The organism is Kitasatospora sp. NPDC002965, from assembly GCF_040611255.1.
GTDB lineage: Bacteria > Actinomycetota > Actinomycetes > Streptomycetales > Streptomycetaceae > Kitasatospora.
Genome location: NZ_JBEXNT010000169.1, coordinates 1 through 17,299 on the forward strand (window position 1 = coordinate 1; position 17,299 = coordinate 17,299).

The 17,299-nt window shown below is 74.6% G+C and carries 13 protein-coding genes; 4 read left to right on the plus strand and 9 right to left on the minus strand.

What is annotated here, in order from left to right; genetic code table 11:
- Positions 1-119: 119 nt before the first annotated feature.
- A complete protein-coding gene (locus ABZY91_RS37570) occupies positions 120-944 on the minus strand; it encodes a LysR family substrate-binding domain-containing protein (RefSeq protein WP_355408210.1) in 825 nt (274 codons plus the stop codon).
- A 67-nt stretch (positions 945-1,011) separates the two neighbouring features.
- On the opposite strand from ABZY91_RS37570, the gene ABZY91_RS37575 reads away from it, so the two are divergent.
- Both ABZY91_RS37575 and ABZY91_RS37580 read left to right on the plus strand, forming a co-directional pair.
- Complete coding sequence (locus ABZY91_RS37575) at positions 1,012-1,446, plus strand: DUF5997 family protein (RefSeq protein ID WP_329876817.1); 435 nt, start codon at positions 1,012-1,014, stop codon at positions 1,444-1,446.
- 458 nt (positions 1,447-1,904) lie between these two features.
- Positions 1,905-2,633 carry a transglycosylase family protein gene (locus tag ABZY91_RS37580; protein WP_355408192.1) on the plus strand — a complete coding sequence of 243 codons (729 nt, stop codon included), beginning with the start codon at positions 1,905-1,907 and terminating at the stop codon, positions 2,631-2,633.
- A 116-nt stretch (positions 2,634-2,749) separates the two neighbouring features.
- Here the strand turns inward: ABZY91_RS37580 and ABZY91_RS37585 are convergent, their stop codons facing one another.
- Together ABZY91_RS37585 and ABZY91_RS37590 are read right to left on the minus strand one after the other, a co-directional pair.
- Positions 2,750-3,247 carry an SgcJ/EcaC family oxidoreductase gene (locus ABZY91_RS37585; protein ID WP_355408194.1) on the minus strand — a complete coding sequence of 166 codons (498 nt, stop codon included), beginning with the start codon at positions 3,245-3,247 and terminating at the stop codon, positions 2,750-2,752.
- A 69-nt stretch (positions 3,248-3,316) separates the two neighbouring features.
- Positions 3,317-4,369 (minus strand): MBL fold metallo-hydrolase, encoded by a 1,053-nt coding sequence (locus tag ABZY91_RS37590; protein ID WP_355408196.1) that lies wholly within the window; start codon positions 4,367-4,369, stop codon positions 3,317-3,319.
- A gap of 215 nt (positions 4,370-4,584) precedes the next feature.
- Between ABZY91_RS37590 and ABZY91_RS37595 the strand changes: the two genes are divergently transcribed.
- Both ABZY91_RS37595 and ABZY91_RS37600 read left to right on the plus strand, forming a co-directional pair.
- Positions 4,585-5,418: a helix-turn-helix transcriptional regulator gene (locus ABZY91_RS37595; protein ID WP_355408198.1), complete on the plus strand. Its 834-nt coding sequence runs from the start codon at positions 4,585-4,587 to the stop codon at positions 5,416-5,418.
- A gap of 111 nt (positions 5,419-5,529) precedes the next feature.
- Entirely contained in the window at positions 5,530-6,363 is an 834-nt protein-coding gene (locus ABZY91_RS37600) for a GNAT family N-acetyltransferase (protein ID WP_355408200.1), read from the plus strand.
- 136 nt (positions 6,364-6,499) lie between these two features.
- Here the strand turns inward: ABZY91_RS37600 and ABZY91_RS37605 are convergent, their stop codons facing one another.
- The 6 genes from ABZY91_RS37605 to ABZY91_RS37630 all read right to left on the minus strand — a co-directional run.
- The gene (locus tag ABZY91_RS37605; RefSeq protein WP_355408202.1) at positions 6,500-7,807 is read right to left on the minus strand and encodes a M64 family metallopeptidase; all 1,308 of its coding nucleotides are present in this window, start codon (positions 7,805-7,807) and stop codon (positions 6,500-6,502) included.
- A gap of 175 nt (positions 7,808-7,982) precedes the next feature.
- Positions 7,983-9,884 (minus strand): amino acid transporter, encoded by a 1,902-nt coding sequence (locus ABZY91_RS37610; protein WP_355408212.1) that lies wholly within the window; start codon positions 9,882-9,884, stop codon positions 7,983-7,985.
- A gap of 359 nt (positions 9,885-10,243) precedes the next feature.
- Positions 10,244-12,535, minus strand: coding sequence for a heavy metal translocating P-type ATPase (locus ABZY91_RS37615; RefSeq protein WP_355408204.1), 2,292 nt, complete (start codon positions 12,533-12,535; stop codon positions 10,244-10,246).
- A 276-nt stretch (positions 12,536-12,811) separates the two neighbouring features.
- Positions 12,812-13,606 carry a metal-dependent hydrolase gene (locus tag ABZY91_RS37620; protein ID WP_329874856.1) on the minus strand — a complete coding sequence of 265 codons (795 nt, stop codon included), beginning with the start codon at positions 13,604-13,606 and terminating at the stop codon, positions 12,812-12,814.
- 250 nt (positions 13,607-13,856) lie between these two features.
- Positions 13,857-15,245 carry a DUF418 domain-containing protein gene (locus ABZY91_RS37625; RefSeq protein ID WP_355408206.1) on the minus strand — a complete coding sequence of 463 codons (1,389 nt, stop codon included), beginning with the start codon at positions 15,243-15,245 and terminating at the stop codon, positions 13,857-13,859.
- 174 nt (positions 15,246-15,419) lie between these two features.
- On the minus strand, positions 15,420-17,299 hold a 1,880-nt coding region (locus ABZY91_RS37630; protein WP_355408208.1), incomplete at its 5' end, for an RICIN domain-containing protein.

The following is a 17,299-nucleotide window of genomic DNA, read 5'->3' on the forward strand; positions in this document are numbered from 1 at the left end:
GGGGGGCGGGGGGGGGGGCGGGGGGGGGGGGGGGCGGGGGGCGGGGGGGGGGGGCCCGGCCCGGGCGCCCCCGCCACGGCGGTTCGGCCCCCATGCCTCTCGCGCTCCGGTCCGGCGCGTCAGCCCTTGCGCTTCGGGCGGCCTCGCCGGGCCGCCCCGGAGCTGCCGCCGGAGCCCGAACCCGAGCCGCGCGGACGCCCGCCGGCGGCCCGGTTCCCGGCCGTCCTGGCACCGGCACCGGTACGCCCCGCGCCCGCCTTGCCCCCGCCGGACCTGCCCGCGCCGGACTTCCCGCCGGCGGGCGACTGCTTCGCCGGCGCGGCGGCGGCCGGAGCGGTCTGGCCCCGGCCGCGCGAGCTGTTGACCGTCCGGCCCCGGACGATCCCGATGAACTCCTCCACCAGATCGGTGGTCTGCTCCTCCGGCCACGACAGCGCCACCTGGGACTGGGCCGCGTCCGGCACCGGCCGGAAGGTGAGGTCCCGGCGGTGGTGCAGCCGGGCCAGCGACTGCGGGACGAGCAGCACGCCCACCCCGGCCGCCACCAGCTCGATCGCGTCGGCCGTGCTCGCGGGCCGCTCGACGGCCGCCCGCCCGGGCAGCGCGTCCCATGCGAGGGTGTCGTCCAGCGGGTGGAAGACCACCTCGTCGGCCAGGTCGCCGAGGCCCACCTCCTCCGCCGCCGCCAGCCAGTGGTCCTTGGGGAACACCACGACCGTCACCTCGGTGTACAGCGGGATGGCGCTGAGGCCGGTCCGGTCGACCGGCAGTCTCACCAGGCCGGCGTCCGCTCCCCCGGCCCGGAGCGTCGGCTCGGCCTCGGCCGCCTCCACCGCGACCAGGCCGAGCGGGACGTCCGGCAGCCGGTCCGCCCAGACGCGCGCCCACTTGCCGGGCGTCACGCCCGGGACGTACGCCAGCCGGAACGAAGGTGTCACCTGCATCTCTGTCACCCGGGTAAGGCTACCGACCGTGGCAGGGGGTGCCGTCCGCTCGCTTACCCTGGTGACCATGACATCGCTCAAGCAGAAGACCACGCAGACCATGAAGCCGGCGACGGCGGCGAAGAAGCTCGGGGTCTACCTCGGCGCCACCCCTGCCGACTTCCAGTCGGGCGTGATCTCCCGCGAGGAGCTCACCGCCCTCCAGTCCGAGCCGCCCCAGTGGCTCCAGGACCTGCGCCGCAACGGCCCGCACCCGCGGTCCGTGGTGGCCAACCGGCTCGGCGTCTCGGTCGCGGGCCTGGCCCGCGGCGGCGTCACCGAGGCCATCACCTCGGAGCAGATCGACGCTCTGCGCGAGGAGAACCCGGACTGGCTGCAGCGTGAGCGCACCATCCAGGCCGAGGTGCGCCGTGAGACCGTGCGGGTCAAGGAGAAGCACGAGAAGGAGGAGAAGCAGCGGCAGAAGGCCGAGGCGGCGGCCCAGCGCGGCCAGGCCCGCTGACCGGCGGCACTCCGCTCCTTCCCGTCGCTCGTTCGGCCCTGTCCGTTCGTTCGAGTCCATCGCCCGTTCGGCCCTGTCCGTTCGTTCGACCTCGTCGGTCGCCCGGCTCCGGCCGGCCGACCGGCACCGGTTCGGCACCCGCCGTCCCCCCGGCCCTCCGGCGTTCGCGCCGGAGGGCCGTCGCACGTCCGGAACCGGCTCCGCCGGGAGGGCCCCGAGCACCCGCAGGTCGCACACGGCCGACCCGCCGTACGCCGTCGCACCACCCCGACCGACGAGAACGGCCCCGGCGGCCCGAGCGGGGCGGGCGGGCGGACCGCCGGCCGGGTGGCAGCACGGGGCCGAGCGGGTGACCCGCCCGACGTGTCGGCGGCGGCACGGCGACCCCGGCGTGCGTCGGTGGGAACGCGCCGCTCTCCAGCGGCGTGCGCCCCTGTCCCCGGACCTGAGAGCCGCCGATGCCCCCCACCGCGCAGCTGCGCCGCCTGCTCCCCACCGCCGTCTGCACCCTGGCCGCCGTCCTCGCCGCCCCGGCCGCGCACGCCGCGCCACCGGGCCCGGGAGGCGCAACGAGTGCGAACCGGGGGGCCGGGATCGACTGGGACCGGGTGGCGGCCTGCGAGAGCAGCGGGAACTGGCACGTCAACACCGGCAACGGCTACTTCGGCGGCCTCCAGTTCGACCAGCCCACCTGGCGGGAGAACGGCGGCCTCGCCTACGCCCCCCGCGCCGACCTGGCCACCCGCGAGGAACAGATCGCCGTGGCCCACCACCTCGCCGGGAAGCGCGGCCTCGCCCCGTGGCCGGTCTGCGGGGCCCGCGCCGGCCGGACCGGAGAGCGCCCGCCCGTCACCGCCCGACCCGGGACCGCCCCCGCCCCGTCGGAGTCCGCCGACGCCGCCCCGGCCGACACCACCGCCTCCGCCGGCGCGGCGTCCTCCGTCGACGCCGCAGACCCGGCCGACTCCACCGACGCCGGGACGGGCGCCGCCTCCGGTCCCGCCGCGCCGCCCCCCGCCGACCGTCCCGCCACCTGGACGGTGCGCGACGACGACACCCTCGACACCATCGCCGACCTGCTCCGACTGCCCGGCGGCTGGCCGGCCCTGTACGAGCGGAACCGCACCGCACTCGGCGACGACCCCGACCTGATCCGGCCCGGGCAGCAACTGATCCTGCCGCTCTGACGCCCCGCAGCCGGCCGGCCGGCGCCCCCTCACCCGGGGACGCCGGCCGCTCCCGTTGCGGCCCTCGCCGAAGGGCGCGCGGCGCCTCTGCGGACGCCGGAGCGCTCGCGCCGCCGTCAGGCCGCGGCCCTCGGGGCGGCCGGACGAGTGGCCGGACGAGTGGCCGGGCGGGCGGCGAAGGAGACGGCCTCCATCAGCCGCCGGTGCCCGGTCTTCTGGACGGCGGCGATCCGCCAGACCGCCTCACCGCTCGCCCACGCGCGGACCAGCGTGTAGGTGGCGACCTTGCCCAGCCGGCCCGGGCGGCCCTTGTAGGTGTCGCCGACGGTGACCACCACGGCGACGTCCGGCCCGTAGAAGCGGACCTCGGTGATCTCCAACGCCAGCCTGGTGCCCTTGAGGAAGGTCTCGAAGAGCTCCTGGTGGGCGCGCCCGATCTCCGCGCCGCCGCGGTAGACGGTGCCGAGGTAGGTGACGTCGGTCGCGTCGGAGGTGAACAGCTCGCCGTACGCCGTACCGTCGGCGCGGTCCCATGCGTCCCGGGCGCGCTCCAGCACGGCGCGGACCTCGGCGAGCTCGGTGCGGTCGGTGCGGTCAGCAGGATCGACGTTCACAGGCGCCCCCCATAGAAACTTCCCAGAAGAAGCTACTTCTTCAAGGATTTATCTTCCTTGAGGAAGAGATTAGGCAGGGGAGGTCCGCCCGTCAACCCGCGGGCGGACGAACGGGCGGTTGAGGTGCGCGGTGGCCAGGACGGCCCCGGTACGGCGGGCGTCGTCCAGGAGCCGCTCACGGGTGCGGCGGGCCGTCGCGGGATCCGCCTCGAAGGCGTAGCCGACCTCCGGGGCGGCCAGCTGCACCGCGTGGACCAGGACGTCCCCGGTAACCAGCAGCCGCCGGCCACCGCCCTCGACCAGCACCGACTGGTGCCCCGGGGTGTGCCCGGGCGTGGGCAGCAGGGTGACGGCTCCGCCGGGCCCGCGCCCACCGGCACCCGCGAGCACCGTCCGACCGTCCGCCTCGTGCAGCAGTCCGGCCCGGCGCAGCGGCTCCACGACGTACGTCATCGCCGTACGGGTCGGGGCGAGGGCCGCGATCTCGGCGCGCTGCACCACGTACCGGGCGTTCGGGAAGACCGGCACGCCGTCGGGCAGGACCGACCAGCCGAAGTGGTCCTCGTGCAGGTGGGTCAGGACCACGGCCTCGACGTCCGCCGGCTCGATCCCGGCGGCGGCCAGCACCCGGGGCAGCCGGCCGGGAACGGGCGCCCAGGCCGACGCCGGGCTGCCGACCGGCCCGACGCCGGTGTCGACCAGGGTGACCCGGCCTCCGGGCCGGCGGACGGCGAAGCAGCGGAAGTCCAGCTCCCAGGTGTCGCCCGGGCCGAAGGCCGCCGGGTCGAGGTCGCGGGCCCGCTCCCAGTCGGCCGGGGAGGCGGCCGGGAAGACGGCCTGCCGGGTGCCGGGGAACGAGCCGTGCGCGTCCAGCAGGGCCAGCACCTCGTACCGGCCGAGCCGCCGCACGGCTGCGCCGCCCCCGGCGGAGGACGCCACCGCCGAGGTCCCCTCGGCGAACGGCCCCGCCCCGGACGGCTCGACCCCGGACGGCCCCGCACCGGACGGCTCGACGGCGGACGCGGGCGGGCCGGCGAGCGACCAGAGGGCGGCGGTGCCAGCGGCGGCGAAGGCGCCGCGCAGGACCTGACGGCGGGCGGGGTGGTCGGACGGATCGTTCACCGGTGCTCCTCGGGGCTCTGGTCGGACGGGCCGGTGGCGCGGGAGGGACGGGGTCCACGCGGGGGCAGGTGGGCCGGCGCCCTGACCCCCGTCCGGGGCGCCGGCAGGACCAAGGCTCCCGCCGCGAGCCGCCCCGCGGCTTGTCGTTTCTTGCGCGATCCGTCCGTGCCCGCGCAACCGGCGACAGCCGCCGCCCGCGCGAGTAGGGTGCGCGCATGCCGGTCGACCGCACCTGCCTGCTGAACGGCGACGACCTGTACGTCGCGGACGTCCGCTGCCAGGACCCCCCGCACGGCTGGACGGAGCTGCGACCGGCCACCGTGTTCGGCCTGGTGATGGTGCGCCGGGGGCTGTTCCGGGGCCGGATCGACGGCGTCGAGCAGCTGCTCGACCCGACCACCGTCTACGTCGAGCGGATGGGCAGCGAGCAGCAGTTCGCGCACCCGTGCGGTGGCGACGCCTACACCGAGCTGGTGTTGTCCGAGCCGCAGGTGGCGGCACTGCTGGGCGGCGACCCCGAGGTGCCGGAGGGGCTGGTGTTCACCACTCCCCGGACGGCACTCGCGCAGCGGCTGCTCACCGCCCGGGCGCGCGACGGCGCCGACTCCTTCGAACTCGCCGAGCGCGCCGTCGCGTTGGCCGCCGAGGTGCTGACCACGCTGGCCCCGGCGCGGGTGGCGAGCGGTCGGCCCGGCCGGGACGCGGACCGGCGCCGGGTGGTGGACGCCGCGCGCGCCGCGCTGGCGGCCGATCTCGGACTGGGCCTGGAACAGCTCGGGCGGGAGGTCGGCTGCTCCCCGCACCACCTCAGCCGGATCTTCCGGGCCTCCACCGGCGAGGGCCTCGCCCGCTACCGCAACCGGCTGCGGGTCACCCTGGCCCTGGAACGGCTGACCGAGGGCGAGACACGGCTGGCCGTGCTCGCCCAGGAGCTCGGCTTCGCCGACCAGGCGCACCTGACCCGGGTCGTCGGTCGCACCGCCGGTCTGCCGCCCGGGAGGCTGCGGGTGCTGCTGGGGCCGGTCGGCTCGGTCCCGTCGTCCGTCTGACGGCCGCACACCGCTTCGTTCCGCTTCCCCCTCGCCCGCGCCCCCTGGTCCCGTCGCTCTCCCGTCGGCCCGGCCGGGCGGCGCGCGGGGCCGGGCGCGTAGGCTCGGCGGATGCCCACGATGCCGCCCCCGCTGACCCGCCTGCACGACCGCGAGGCGCTCGCCGACCGGTTCCGCCACGACCCGGAGCTGCACCTCTTCGAACTCGGCGACCTCGACGACCCGTTCTGGCCGCACACCACCTGGTACACCCTCGCGGACGGCTCGGACGACGGCTCGGACGAGGGCACGGGGGACGGCCCGGTCGCGCTGCTGTACGGAGTGGGCGAGTTGCCCACCCTGCTCGGCCTCACCCGGCCCGAGCGGCACGGGCACCTCACCGAGCTGCTGCGCGCGATGGGCCCGGTGCTGCCGGACCGGTTCCTCGCCCACCTCACCGGCGGCGGCGCGGAGGCGCTCGCGCCCGGGTACCGCGTCGAGCACCGGACGGCGATGCTGCGGATGGCGCTCACCGACCGCACCGCCCTGGGCACCGGTGCCGGTTCGTGGCAGGTCGGCCCGCTCGGCGCTCCGGACCTGGCGGACCTGCTCGCCCTCTTCGCCGCCGGCTACCCCGGCAACTGGTTCGACGAGCGGATGTTGACGACCGGCCCCTACGTCGGGGTCCGGGACGCCGACGGCCGGCTCGTCGCGGCCGCCGGCGTGCACGTCCACTCCCCCGCCCACCGGGTCGCGGTGATCGGCAACGTCACCACCCACCCGGAGTTCCGCGGCCGGGGGCTCGCCGCCGCCTGCACCACCCGCCTCTGCGAGGTGCTGTCGCCGACCACCGACCACATCGGCCTCAACGTCCGGGCCGACCACCCGACCGCCGTCTCGCTCTACGGGCGCCTGGGCTTCACCACCGTCACCGCCATCGACGAGTGCGTGATCGCGGCAGTCTGACGGGCTGCCCGCACGCCGCCCGGGCCCGTCGGCGCGTCCGCGCGTGCGTCCCCCGTGCGTCCGTACCTGTGTGCGCGGGAAGTCGGACCGGCCGACTTCCCGCGCACGGGCGCACGGGTCTTCCCGTGTCAGGGCGTCAGCGGGTCACCGGCCAGGAGAGGGCGGCGGTGAGGCGGACCCGCAGGGCGGGGTCCAGGACGGCGGGCGTCGGGTCGGTGGCGGTGGCGGTGAGGGTGTGGACCCGGCCGCGCGGGCCGGGGAGCGGCACGGTGACGAGGTCGACGGCGGTGCGGCCCCGCAGCTGCCGGAGTTCGCGGCCGTCCAGGGACCACCGGACCGTGGTGCCCGTGACCGGGAGGTCGACGGTGAGCCGGTCGGCCCTGGTGAGCGGGGTGCCGGCGGGAGTGGGGCTGGTGAGCGGGACGGCGTGCCGGTAGAAGCCGGCGATCATCGCCTCGCGGCCCGGCAGGTTGAACTCGCGGCCGAGCGACCTCATGATCGAGTTCTCCGTCGGCCGGTAGAGCCCCCTGGGGTAGTACCCGCCGCCCTCGTACGCGCCGACGACGCCCCCGTCCGGCGAGGTCCGGCCGAGCCAGCGGTACCACTTGGCGTGTTCGCGGGCCAGCCGGTCGGCGGGCAGGGTGCTGATGTTGGGCTCACCCGGCTCCCCCTCCTCGGCCGGGTAGGTGTCGGTGCCTTCGTAGAAGTACTCGTCGGCGAGCTTGCCCAGCGAGTGGCCGGTCTCGTGCACGGCGATCTGCCCGGACCTGGCGTTGCTCCCGGCGACGGTGGCGATGCCGTCGTAGCCGAGCGGGGACGCCACGTTGTAGCCGGCGCCGCCGTACTTGGCGGTGTTGGCGACGACGAGGACGAGGTCGGCCCGGGGCGCCTTGGCGGCGTACCTCTCGACCGCCCCGGTGTCGACGCAGAGCAGCCGTTCGATGTCCTCGCACCAGAAGTAGGAGCCCAGCGCGGTGTTGCGGACGGTGGCGCGGTCCGGGTCCCCGGTGATGCCGGAGTCGGTGGAGACGGTGGAGACGGCCCAGACGTTGAAGAGGCCGCGATAGGTGGCGTACGGCTCGACGGCGCTCGTCTCCTGCCACTTGGCGACGGCGTCGGCGCGGAACTTCTCCTGCTCGGCGGCGGTGTAGCCGTCACCGATGACGACGACGTCGAGCTTGTCGGCGGTCGCGCCGCTGCGGAGGATCGGGGTGACCTCGCCGTCCCCGGCGGCGGGTGCGATGCCCGGCCGGGCGCCGGCGAGGTACGGGGAGGCGCCGGGCACGGTCGCGTGGCCGGTGGGGCCGTCCTCGCCGAAGACCTCGACCCGGTGGCGCGGGCCGCTGCCCGGCTCGGCGGCGGAGCTTGCGGCCGGGACCGCCCCGAGGGCCGCGAGGGCCAGGGCGCCGGTCAGGACGATCGAGCCGAACCTTCGGTTGCGCACGGGAGTTGCTCCTCTGAGGGGGAGGGCCGGTGATCCGCCATGCTATGCACCTGACAACCCGTCGGCACAAGGCCCGCGCACCCTCGCCCCCTCGCCCCCTCGCGAACCGGGTGCCGGGTGCCGGGTGCCGGGTGCCGGGTCCCGGCGGCGCCCGGGTTCCCGGCCCGCGTGCGTCTCAGCCCACGTGGACACGGGGCCGGCGCGAGCGGTCGGGCTCGGCCTCGCGCAGCACCTCGCGGGTGACCGGCGCGACCTCGCCCTGTCCGAACAGGAAGAACCGCAGGAACTGCGCGAACGGGTTGCCCTCGGTCCACTCGAAGTAGATGTGCGGCTGCTGCCCGGTCCGGTCCCGGGCGGTGAGCAGCAGCGCGGCCAGCGCGTTGGGCACGCTGGAACTCTCCAGCCTGAGCACCCGGTAGCGGTCGTGCAGCACCTCGCCGTGGACGGTCAGCACCGACTCGAACTCGGACGGGTCACGGACCGTCACCTCGACGAAGACCAGGTCGTCCTCGGCGGGGATGTCGTTGTCCGTCCGGATCTGCCGCTTCTTCTCCTGGTACTCCGCGAGGTCCCGGCGGTGGGGCTCGTTGGCGATCAGCCGCAGCGGCCGGTGGGTGTAGTCGCGGACGAAGCGCTCGGCGGCCTCGTCGAGCACGACGTCGGTGACCCGCAGCTCGAACGCGCGCTTGAGCCGGGAGAGCAGCGAGACCAGCACGATCGCGGCGATGAAGCAGGCTCCGATCTTCACGCCGTCGGGCCGCTCGGCGATGTTGAGCGCCGTGGTGTAGACGAAGACCGCCGCGATCACCGCGAAGCAGGCGGTCCGGCCCCGCTCGCGGGCGGCGTGGGCGGCGATGGTGACGGCGATGGCCGCCGAGCTGATCAGCACCAGTACGCCGGTCGCGTACGCGCCGCCCTGGGCGTCCACGCTGGCGTCGAAGATCCAGGTGACCAGGAAGGCGATCAGGGTCAGCACGATCACCATCGGGCGGACGGCGCGGGCCCAGTGCGGGGCCATGCCGTACCGGGGCAGGTAGCGCGGCAGCAGGTTGAGCATGCCCGCCATCGCGGAGGCGCCGGCGAACCACAGGATGGCGATGGTGGAGAGGTCGTAGACGGTGCCGAAGGCGTTGCCGAGGTACTCGTGCGCCAGGTAGGCGAGCGCGCGGCCGTTGGCCTCCCCGCCGGGCTCGAACGCCTCCTTCGGGATCAGCAGGGTGGTGATGAGGCTGGTGGTGATCAGGAAGACGCTCATGATCAGCGCCGCGGTGGTGAGCAGCTTCCGTGCACCGCGGATCCGGCCGGTGGGGCGTTCCTCGGTGTCGTCCGGGTCGCCCTCGATGTGCGGCATCACGGCGACGCCGGTCTCGAACCCGGAGAGGCCGAGCGCCAGCTTCGGGAAGGTGATCAGGGCGACGCCGACCATCGCCACCACGTTGCCGTGCTCGGCGGTGAGCGCCTCCGTCCAGTCCGTCACCAGGGTCGGGGACTCGACGACGTGGTAGAGGCCGGTGACCACGACGACGACGTTGAGCGCGAGGTAGATCCCGACCAGGACGACGGCCACCCCGATCGCCTCGCTGAAGCCCTTCAGGAAGACGGCGCCGAGCAGGCCGACCAGGATCAGGGTGACCAGGACGTGCCGCCCGGCGAGGGCGTCGGCCAGGTGCGGGTTCTCGACCATGTGGGCGGTGGCGTCCGCCGCGGACAGGGTGATGGTGATCATGAAGTCGGTGGCCGCGAAGCCGAGCAGGGCGAGCACGAAGAGCTTGCCCTGCCAGAACGAGAGCAGCCGCTCCAGCATCGCGATCGAGCCCTCGCCGTGCGGGCTCTCCCGGGCCACCCTGCGGTAGACCGGCAGCGCGCCGAAGAGGGTGACGGCGACGAGTACCACGGTCGCCACCGGGGAGAGCAGACCGGCCGCGAGGGCCGCGATGCCCGGCTGGTAGCCGAGGGTGGAGAAGTAGTCGAGGCCGGTCAGGCACATCACGCGCCACCAGGGGCGGCCCTGCTCGACCGGGAGCTGGGCGTGCGGGCCCGGGTGCTGCTTGGCCCGGTCGGCGAGCCCCTCCAGCAGCCAGGCCCGGCAGCGCTGCCGGGCCGATGCCCCCGACGCCCCCGGCGTCCCGGCACTCCGCCGCGCGGCGCGCCCCGCGCCGCCGGCCTCGCCACGGCCGCGGGCCCGGCCCTCGCCCCCGCCTTCGCCCCCTCCTTCGCCCTCGCCCGACCCGACCGCACCCGACGAAGCCACCCTGCACTCCCGTCCACGTCCCGAAGCCGCGCGCCGCCGGGGCGACGGCCAGCCGCAGGCTATGCGACCGGCCCCGTCACCTCCGGGAACGCCTCGGCGGAGTCCCCTCGTCGGTCCAGTCGTGAACGCCCGCGGCCCCGGAACCGGACGGTTCGGGGCCGCGGGCGGCCGGGCGGCGACCCGGCTCAGCGGAAGGTGCGCAGGCGCAGGCTGTTGCCGACCACGAAGACCGAGGAGAAGGCCATCGCCCCGCCCGCGATCATCGGGTTGAGCAGGCCGGCGGCGGCCAGCGGGATCGCGGCCACGTTGTAGCCGAAGGCCCAGAACAGGTTGCCCTTGATGGTGGCCAGGGTCCGGCGGGAGAGCCGGATCGCGTCGGCGGCCGAGCGCAGGTCGCCGCGGACGAGCGTCAGGTCGGCGGCCTCGATGGCGGCGTCGGTGCCGGTGCCCATGGCGAGGCCGAGGTCGGCCCGGGCGAGCGCGGCGGCGTCGTTGACCCCGTCGCCGACCATGGCGACGACCCGTCCCTCGGCCTGGAGCCGCCGGACGACGGCCACCTTGTCCTGCGGGAGCACCTCGGCGATCACGTCCTCGGCGGCGATGCCGACCTCGGCGGCGACGGCCTCCGCGACGGCCCGGTTGTCCCCGGTGAGCAGGACGGGCCGCAGACCGAGCGCCCGCAGGTGCGCGACGGCCTCGGCGCTGGTCGGCCGCACCGCGTCGGCGACCTCCAGGACGGCCCGGGCCGCGCCGTCCCAGCCGACCGCGACGGCGGTCCGGCCGGCCGCCTCGGCGGCGCGCTTGGCCTCGGCGAGCGGCGCCGGAAGGTACTGCGCCCAGTCGGCCAGGAGGGCCTCCCGGCCGGCCACCACGGCGTGGCCGTCGACGACGCCCTGCACGCCGAGCCCCGGGATGTTCTCGAACCCTTCGACGGCGGGCAGCGGGCCCACCTTCTCCGCGGCGGCCGCGGCTACGGCGGCGGCGATCGGGTGCTCGGAGGCGTGCTCCAGCGCACCGGCCAGCCGCAGGACCTCGGTCTCGGTGACGCCCTCCGCGGTGCGGACGGCGAGCAGGGTCATCCGGCCGGTGGTGACGGTGCCGGTCTTGTCCAGCACGATCGTGTCGACCCTGCGGGTGGATTCGAGCACCTCCGGGCCCTTGATCAGGATGCCGAGCTGGGCGCCGCGTCCGGTGCCGACCATCAGCGCGGTCGGGGTGGCCAGGCCGAGGGCGCACGGGCAGGCGATGATCAGCACGGCGACCGCGGCGGTGAAGGCCGCGGTCCAGCCCTCGCCGGTGCCGAGCCAGTAGCCGAAGGTGGCCAGGGCCAGGACGATCACGATCGGGACGAAGACGGCGGAGATCCGGTCGGCGAGCCGCTGGGCGGCGGCCTTGCCGTTCTGCGCGTCCTCGACCAGCCGGGCCATCCGGGAGAGCTGGGTGTCGGCGCCGACCCGGGTGGCCTCGACCACCAGCCGGCCGCCCGCGTTGACGGTGGCGCCGGTGACGGTGTCGCCCACCGCGACCTCGACCGGAACCGACTCGCCGGTCAGCATCGAGGCGTCCACGGCGGAGGCGCCCTCGACCACCACCCCGTCGGTGGCGATCTTCTCGCCCGGGCGGACCACGAAGCGCTCGCCGGCCGTCAGCTCGGCGGTCGGGACGCGGACCTCGACGCCGTCGCGCAGCACGGTGACGTCCTTGGCCCCCAGCTCCAGCAGCGCCTTGAGCGCGGCTCCGGCGGTGCGCTTGGACCGCGCCTCGAAGTAGCGGCCGGCCAGGATGAACGCGGTCACCCCGGCGGCGGCCTCCAGGTAGATGTTCGAGGAGCCGTCGCTGCGGGCGACGGTGAACTCGAAGCCGTGCCGCATCCCGGGCATCCCCGCGTGCCCGAAGAACAGGGCCCAGAGCGACCAGAGGAACGCGGCACCGGTGCCGAGCGAGACCAGGGTGTCCATGGTGGCGGCGCCGTGGCGGGCGTTCGTCCAGGCGGCCCGGTGGAAGGGCCAGGCGGCGTAGGTGACGACGGGGGCGGCGAGGGTCAGCGAGAGCCACTGCCAGTTGTCGAACTGGAGGGCCGGGACCATCGCCATCGCGATCACCGGGACGGCCAGCACCAGCGCGGTGATCAGGCGCTGCCGCAGCGGTTCGAGGTCGTCCGCCGACCCCACCGAAGCGGTGGGTCCGGTGATCGGCCCGGCGGTCTGCGGCGCGGCGGCGGGCCGGGACAAGGCGGCGGTGTAGCCGGTGGCCTCGACGGTCGCGATCAGGTCGGCGACCCCGGTCGCGGCACCCGCACCGGAGCCGGAGTCCTCGCCCGCCACGGTGATCCTGGCCTTCTCGGTGGCGTAGTTGACGGTGGCGGTGACGCCGTCCATCCGGTTGAGCTTCTTCTCGATCCTGGCGGCGCACGAGGCACAGGTCATGCCGCCGATCAGGAGTTCCACCTCGGTGGAGGCGGGGGCCTGGGTGGTCATCTGGGCTCCTCGTGGTCGTCGAGCGGGGTGGTGACCGTCGGCCGTGGTGGCGGGCGGCGGTCGGGCGGCGACGCGGTGGATACACCCGGGGGGTATCGGCCAAGGCGGTGTCGCCCGCAGTTCCTTTATACCCCCAGGGGGTATCTCGGGCAAGCTTTCGACCCGCGATGAGCAATACCCCACGGGGGTACCCAGGGCAGGGCAGGCCGGGAACCGGACACGACGGAGCCCCGGGCCGGAGACACCCCCGGCCCGGGGCTCACAGGTCGTGCGGGATCAGCTGAAGTAACCCAGCGCCCCGACCGCGCAGAGACCGCCCGCGCCCATGAAGACCGGCATCAGCACCTTGAGCTCCACCCAGCTGCCGGCCCGGAACCGCATCCCCTTCGGCGGCCCGAGCGGGTACCAGCGCTTGCGCCCTATCGGTATCGGCCAGAGCACCGGGCAGCCCGACACGGTCAGCGCGTCACCCAGGCAGTGCACGAGCGCGCCGAGGGTGATCGGCAGGCCGATCCACAGGTACTCCTGCCCCGGCTGGTCGAACAGCCAGAGCGAGCCGTTGCCCGGCTTGTCGAGCACGTACGTCAGCATCCACGCGCTGGTCGCGCCCAGCAGCCAGACCAGGACGTCGCTGGAGACCCGGGCGTGCCGCCACAGCAGGCCCTCGATCGCCAGCACCATGTGCACGAAGAGCACCGCCAGCACTCCCCACCGGCCGCCGTAGACGGCGGCGGCGGACGCGCCCGCCCCGCAGAGCACCGCCCAGAGCCAGGTGTGGGTCAGCGTCCGGTGGCCACCGGTGCGGCGCGGGTCGTGCCGGCTGCGGGTCGACTTGTAGACCGCGTACGAGAGCTTGTCGATCACCTCGCAGAGGACCCGCGACACCGGGCCGAACGCCCGGGATATGGTCGCCGCCTTGTGGTCGAGGTCCGGCGCCAGCGCGGCGCCCGCACAGATCAGCGTGCCCGCGAGGAGCACGGGCCACGGCATCGGCTCACCGAGCCCCGTCGCGATCGCTCCCGCGCCCAACCACGCCGCCGCCCCCGACAGCGAATGCGCCGGTCCCATCATCTTCTGGCTCCCGCCCTCGTTCCGAACCGCCCGTCGCGAGGGCTTCGCGAGGGCTTGACGGGGCGGCAGCTTAGTCGTTCATGATCGGAACCACCCGGTCGCGGGCGGCACGGGCGCCCCGCCCCCGGACCGTCCGGGCGGAACCGGACGGCCGGGCGGCGGGACGTGACGGCCGGTCACCCCGGCGGACGCCCTCGATGCCCGGGCGGGTCGCGGACGCCGGAGCGCCCCCGCGCGGGGGCGCTCGACCTCAGCCGACGGCTCCCGGTCCCCCCGTCGGCCCGGTCACGGCCCCCGCCGCGCCCACTGTCGCCGCGTCCGCCGCGCCCGCCGACCCGCGCCAGCGCGGCCGGGAGAGCGTGGTGACCGCGCGCAGCAGCCACTCCACCGGCCCGTACGGGTGGCGGGCCAGCCACCAGCGGCAGAACACCGCCTGGGCCGCGAACAGCGCGACGCCGATCAGCGCGACACCCGGCGGCGGGACCCGGCCGATCAGCCCGACACCGACACCGGTGAAGAGGAGGACGCAGACCAGCGACTGCGTCAGGTAGTTGGTCAACGTCATCCGGCCGGGCGGCGCGAGCACCGCCACCATCCGCCGGCCGTGACGGCCCCGGGCGATCCGCAGCACGGTCGCCGCGTAGGCGGCGGCCAGCAGCGGCGCGGTGATCACGTCCACCCCGAGCGCGAACACCTGGAAGGAGGCACCGGGGTTCCGGAGGGCCGAGTAGGTGTACACCGCAGCGCCGAGCAACCCGAGCGGGAACCCCCAGACCTGGAGCCGACGGAGCGTCCGGTCGTGCCGGCCGGGTTCGGCCAGCGCCCGCTGCCGGCCGGCGGCGAGCCCGAGCAGGAAGGCCGCGAGCGCGGCCGGGGCCTGGAAGAAGGCCAGCAGGAAGAGGACGTCCGGCAGCTGGTCGAGGTGGGCCCCGACCACCGAGCCGAACCCGCCGCGCAGCGCCTCGGTGGCCTGCTGCGCGTCGGCCGCCAGCACCGCCCGGTCACCCCCGTCGGCGCCCCGCAGGGCCACCGCGAGCAGCAGGTACGCGGCCGAGGTGACGGTGAACAGGACGACCGCCGTCCGCACCGCGGTCCTCGGCCGGAGCCGGCGCAGGGCGAGCAGGATCAGCCCGAGCACGGCGTAGGTGGTGAGGATGTCGCCCGGGAACAGCACCACCGCGTGCAGCACCCCGAGCACGAACAGCCCGGCCAGCCGCCGCAGGAAGCGCGGGGTGAAGCGGGCGCCGCGCCGTTCGGCGGAGTCGAGCTGGAGGGTGAAGCTGTAGCCGAAGAGGAACGAGAACAGCAGGAAGAACTTGGCCTCGAACAGCAGCGCCACCAGCAGCCGGACACCGGTGTCGAGCGGCGAGCCGAACCCGGGCTCCTCCACGCCGGTGCCGTGGTAGGCGGACGCCAGGTAGGTGATGTTGACGGTCAGGATGCCGAACAGCGCGAAACCGCGCAGTGCGTCGACGTCGGCCAGCCGGGCCGGTGCGGCCCGGCCTGCCTCCGTACCCTCCGCACCCTTCGCACCCTCCGTACCGTCCTTCTCCGGCTTCCCCCTCCGCCCGCGCTTCTCGCGGTCGCCCGCCTCCGACCGCACCGCGTGGCCGCCGGCGCCGCCTCCGTGTTGCCCCATGATCCCCCTCCGATCTATTGCTTTCAAAACGCTCGTCCCAAAAATGAACGTTACAGGATCGATCGAGGAAGCTCGACCGGGACGGAGGGAGGCGGCCGCAGAACGCGAAGGGCCCCGGCCCGAGACCCTCCCGCCGAAGCGGGAGGACTCGGACCGGGGCCGGAGGGTGATCGGTCAGGCAGTGGTCCAGCGCTGGTTCGCGAAGGAGTGGCAGCTCCACATCCAGAGCGGAACCATGTTCTGGCCGCCCGCGGTCATGTCGTCGACGCAGCGGTTGGAGACCGGGTTGTACAGGGTGCCGTCGCCCCGGAGCTCCCACTTCTGGTTGTCCGCGCCGGTGCAGCTGCGCACCGTCACCGGGCTCCCGTTGGCGGCGCCGTCGGCCGTCACGCACTTCTCGTAGACCCGGACGGTCTTGTCCGTCCGCAGGTCGTAGCGCTGGTTGAGGCCGTTCCAGCAGTCGTACAGCTGGATCTGCGAGCCCTCGTCCGGGCCGTTGGCATCCATGCACTTGCTGTTGTTCGCACCGGAGTGGAGGTTGACCGGCCGGTTGGCGGTGCTGATCCACTTCTGGTTGCTGTAGGAGTGGCAGTCCCACAGCCACAGCTGGACGCCGTCGCTGCCGCCGGCCGTCATGTCGTCGATGCAGCGCCCGGAGTCAGGGTTGTACAGGGTGTTGTCCTGACGCAGCGTCCACTTCTGCCCGGGCGCGTCCGGCACGCAGGTGCGCAGGTTGACGGAGGCGCCGTTGTAGGTGTTGTCGGCGGTCACGCACTTGTCGAGAGTGCGCAGGGTGCCGTCCGTGCGGAAGGTGAAGTGCTGGTTGTCACCGTTCCAGCAGTTGTACAGCTGGAGCCGGCTGCCGTCCGCGCTGCCGTTGGCGTCCATGCACTTGTTGGTGTTGGCACCGGCGTGGAAGCTGATGGTGCCGCCGGGGTAGCCGAGCGCCGCCGCGGAGAGGAAGCCGGTCACCGGGGCGTCGGCCTTGCCGGTGGAGGTGATGCCGCTCCAGACGTTGAGGACCCCGCTGGTGTCGCGCGTCCACAGGTCGGGGACGCCGTCGCCGCTGACGTCACCGGAGGAGGTCAGCTTGGGGAAGTCCGCCGCCGAGGCGTGACCGATCAGCGTCCGCGTGCTGTCGTCGACGAGCGCGGTGATGTCGGGCTTGCCGTCGGGGAGCTTGCGGCTCGGGTACTGGTAGATGTTGCCGGTGCCGTTCTCCCTCACCCAGAGGTCGATCAGACCGTCGCCGGTGGCGTCGCCGGGGGCGATCAGCGTGCGGTTCGACCAGTCGGCGGTGCTCAGCGGCGTCCCCGAGGCGTAGACGCCGGTCGCGGAGGAGCTGCGGAAGAGCCAGAGCCCGACGTGGCCGGCGCCGTCGTCCTCCTGGGTGAGGAGGTCGTAGCGGCGCTTGTCCGCGGTCGGGTCGGGGATGCCGACGGTGTCGATGTCACCGATCGCCAGGAGTCCCTTGACCCGGCTCCAGTCGGTCTTGTGGTAGCCGACGCAGCTGGCACCGGGGACGCCGATCGTGCTGCAGAGCATCGGACGCCGAGAGAGGACGGCGTTCCTGCTGCTGAAGTAGAGGTTGCCCTCGGACTGCAGGCTGCTCGCCCAGAGCGAGTTGCGGTAGGAGTACAGGGTGGAGTCGGCGTAGACGATCAGGTCGTCGATCCGGATGCCGTTTCCGCCGCGGTGGGTGACCAGCGCCTTGTCCCAGCCCTTGCCGCCCGGGCTGTTGGCCTTGTCGGAGGCCATCGGCCCGCCGAAGCTCGGCTCGACACCGGCCGGGTACAGCATCAGGTTGCCGTTGTTGTCCGGGAGGACGAGGTCCACCTGCGCGTCGTTGGTGATGTCACCGAGGACGGTCTTGGCGTTCGGGTCGGACGGGGCGAAGAAGCTGTAGGTGTTCTCCTGCGAGCGGTTGCCCGCGCGGTCCACGGCCTGCACCCGGAGCAGGTTGGTGCCCCACATGGTGGGAGTGAGGTTGATGACCGCGGAGCCGTTGCCGGAGGCGTCGACCCGGTTGGCGCCGCCCACGGGGATGGCCGAGT

Bases quoted from the DNA above. Each gene is read 5' to 3' on its own strand.
- ABZY91_RS37575 (WP_329876817.1), top strand. From the start codon at position 1,012: ATGACATCGCTCAAGCAGAAGACCACGCAGACCATGAAGCCGGCGACG.
- ABZY91_RS37620 (WP_329874856.1), bottom strand. From the start codon at position 13,606: ATGATGGGACCGGCGCATTCGCTGTCGGGGGCGGCGGCGTGGTTGGGC.
- ABZY91_RS37580 (WP_355408192.1), top strand. From the start codon at position 1,905: ATGCCCCCCACCGCGCAGCTGCGCCGCCTGCTCCCCACCGCCGTCTGC.
- ABZY91_RS37625 (WP_355408206.1), bottom strand. From the start codon at position 15,245: ATGGGGCAACACGGAGGCGGCGCCGGCGGCCACGCGGTGCGGTCGGAG.
- ABZY91_RS37615 (WP_355408204.1), bottom strand. From the start codon at position 12,535: ATGACCACCCAGGCCCCCGCCTCCACCGAGGTGGAACTCCTGATCGGC.
- ABZY91_RS37595 (WP_355408198.1), top strand. From the start codon at position 4,585: ATGCCGGTCGACCGCACCTGCCTGCTGAACGGCGACGACCTGTACGTC.
- ABZY91_RS37570 (WP_355408210.1), bottom strand. From the start codon at position 944: ATGCAGGTGACACCTTCGTTCCGGCTGGCGTACGTCCCGGGCGTGACG.
- ABZY91_RS37600 (WP_355408200.1), top strand. From the start codon at position 5,530: ATGCCCACGATGCCGCCCCCGCTGACCCGCCTGCACGACCGCGAGGCG.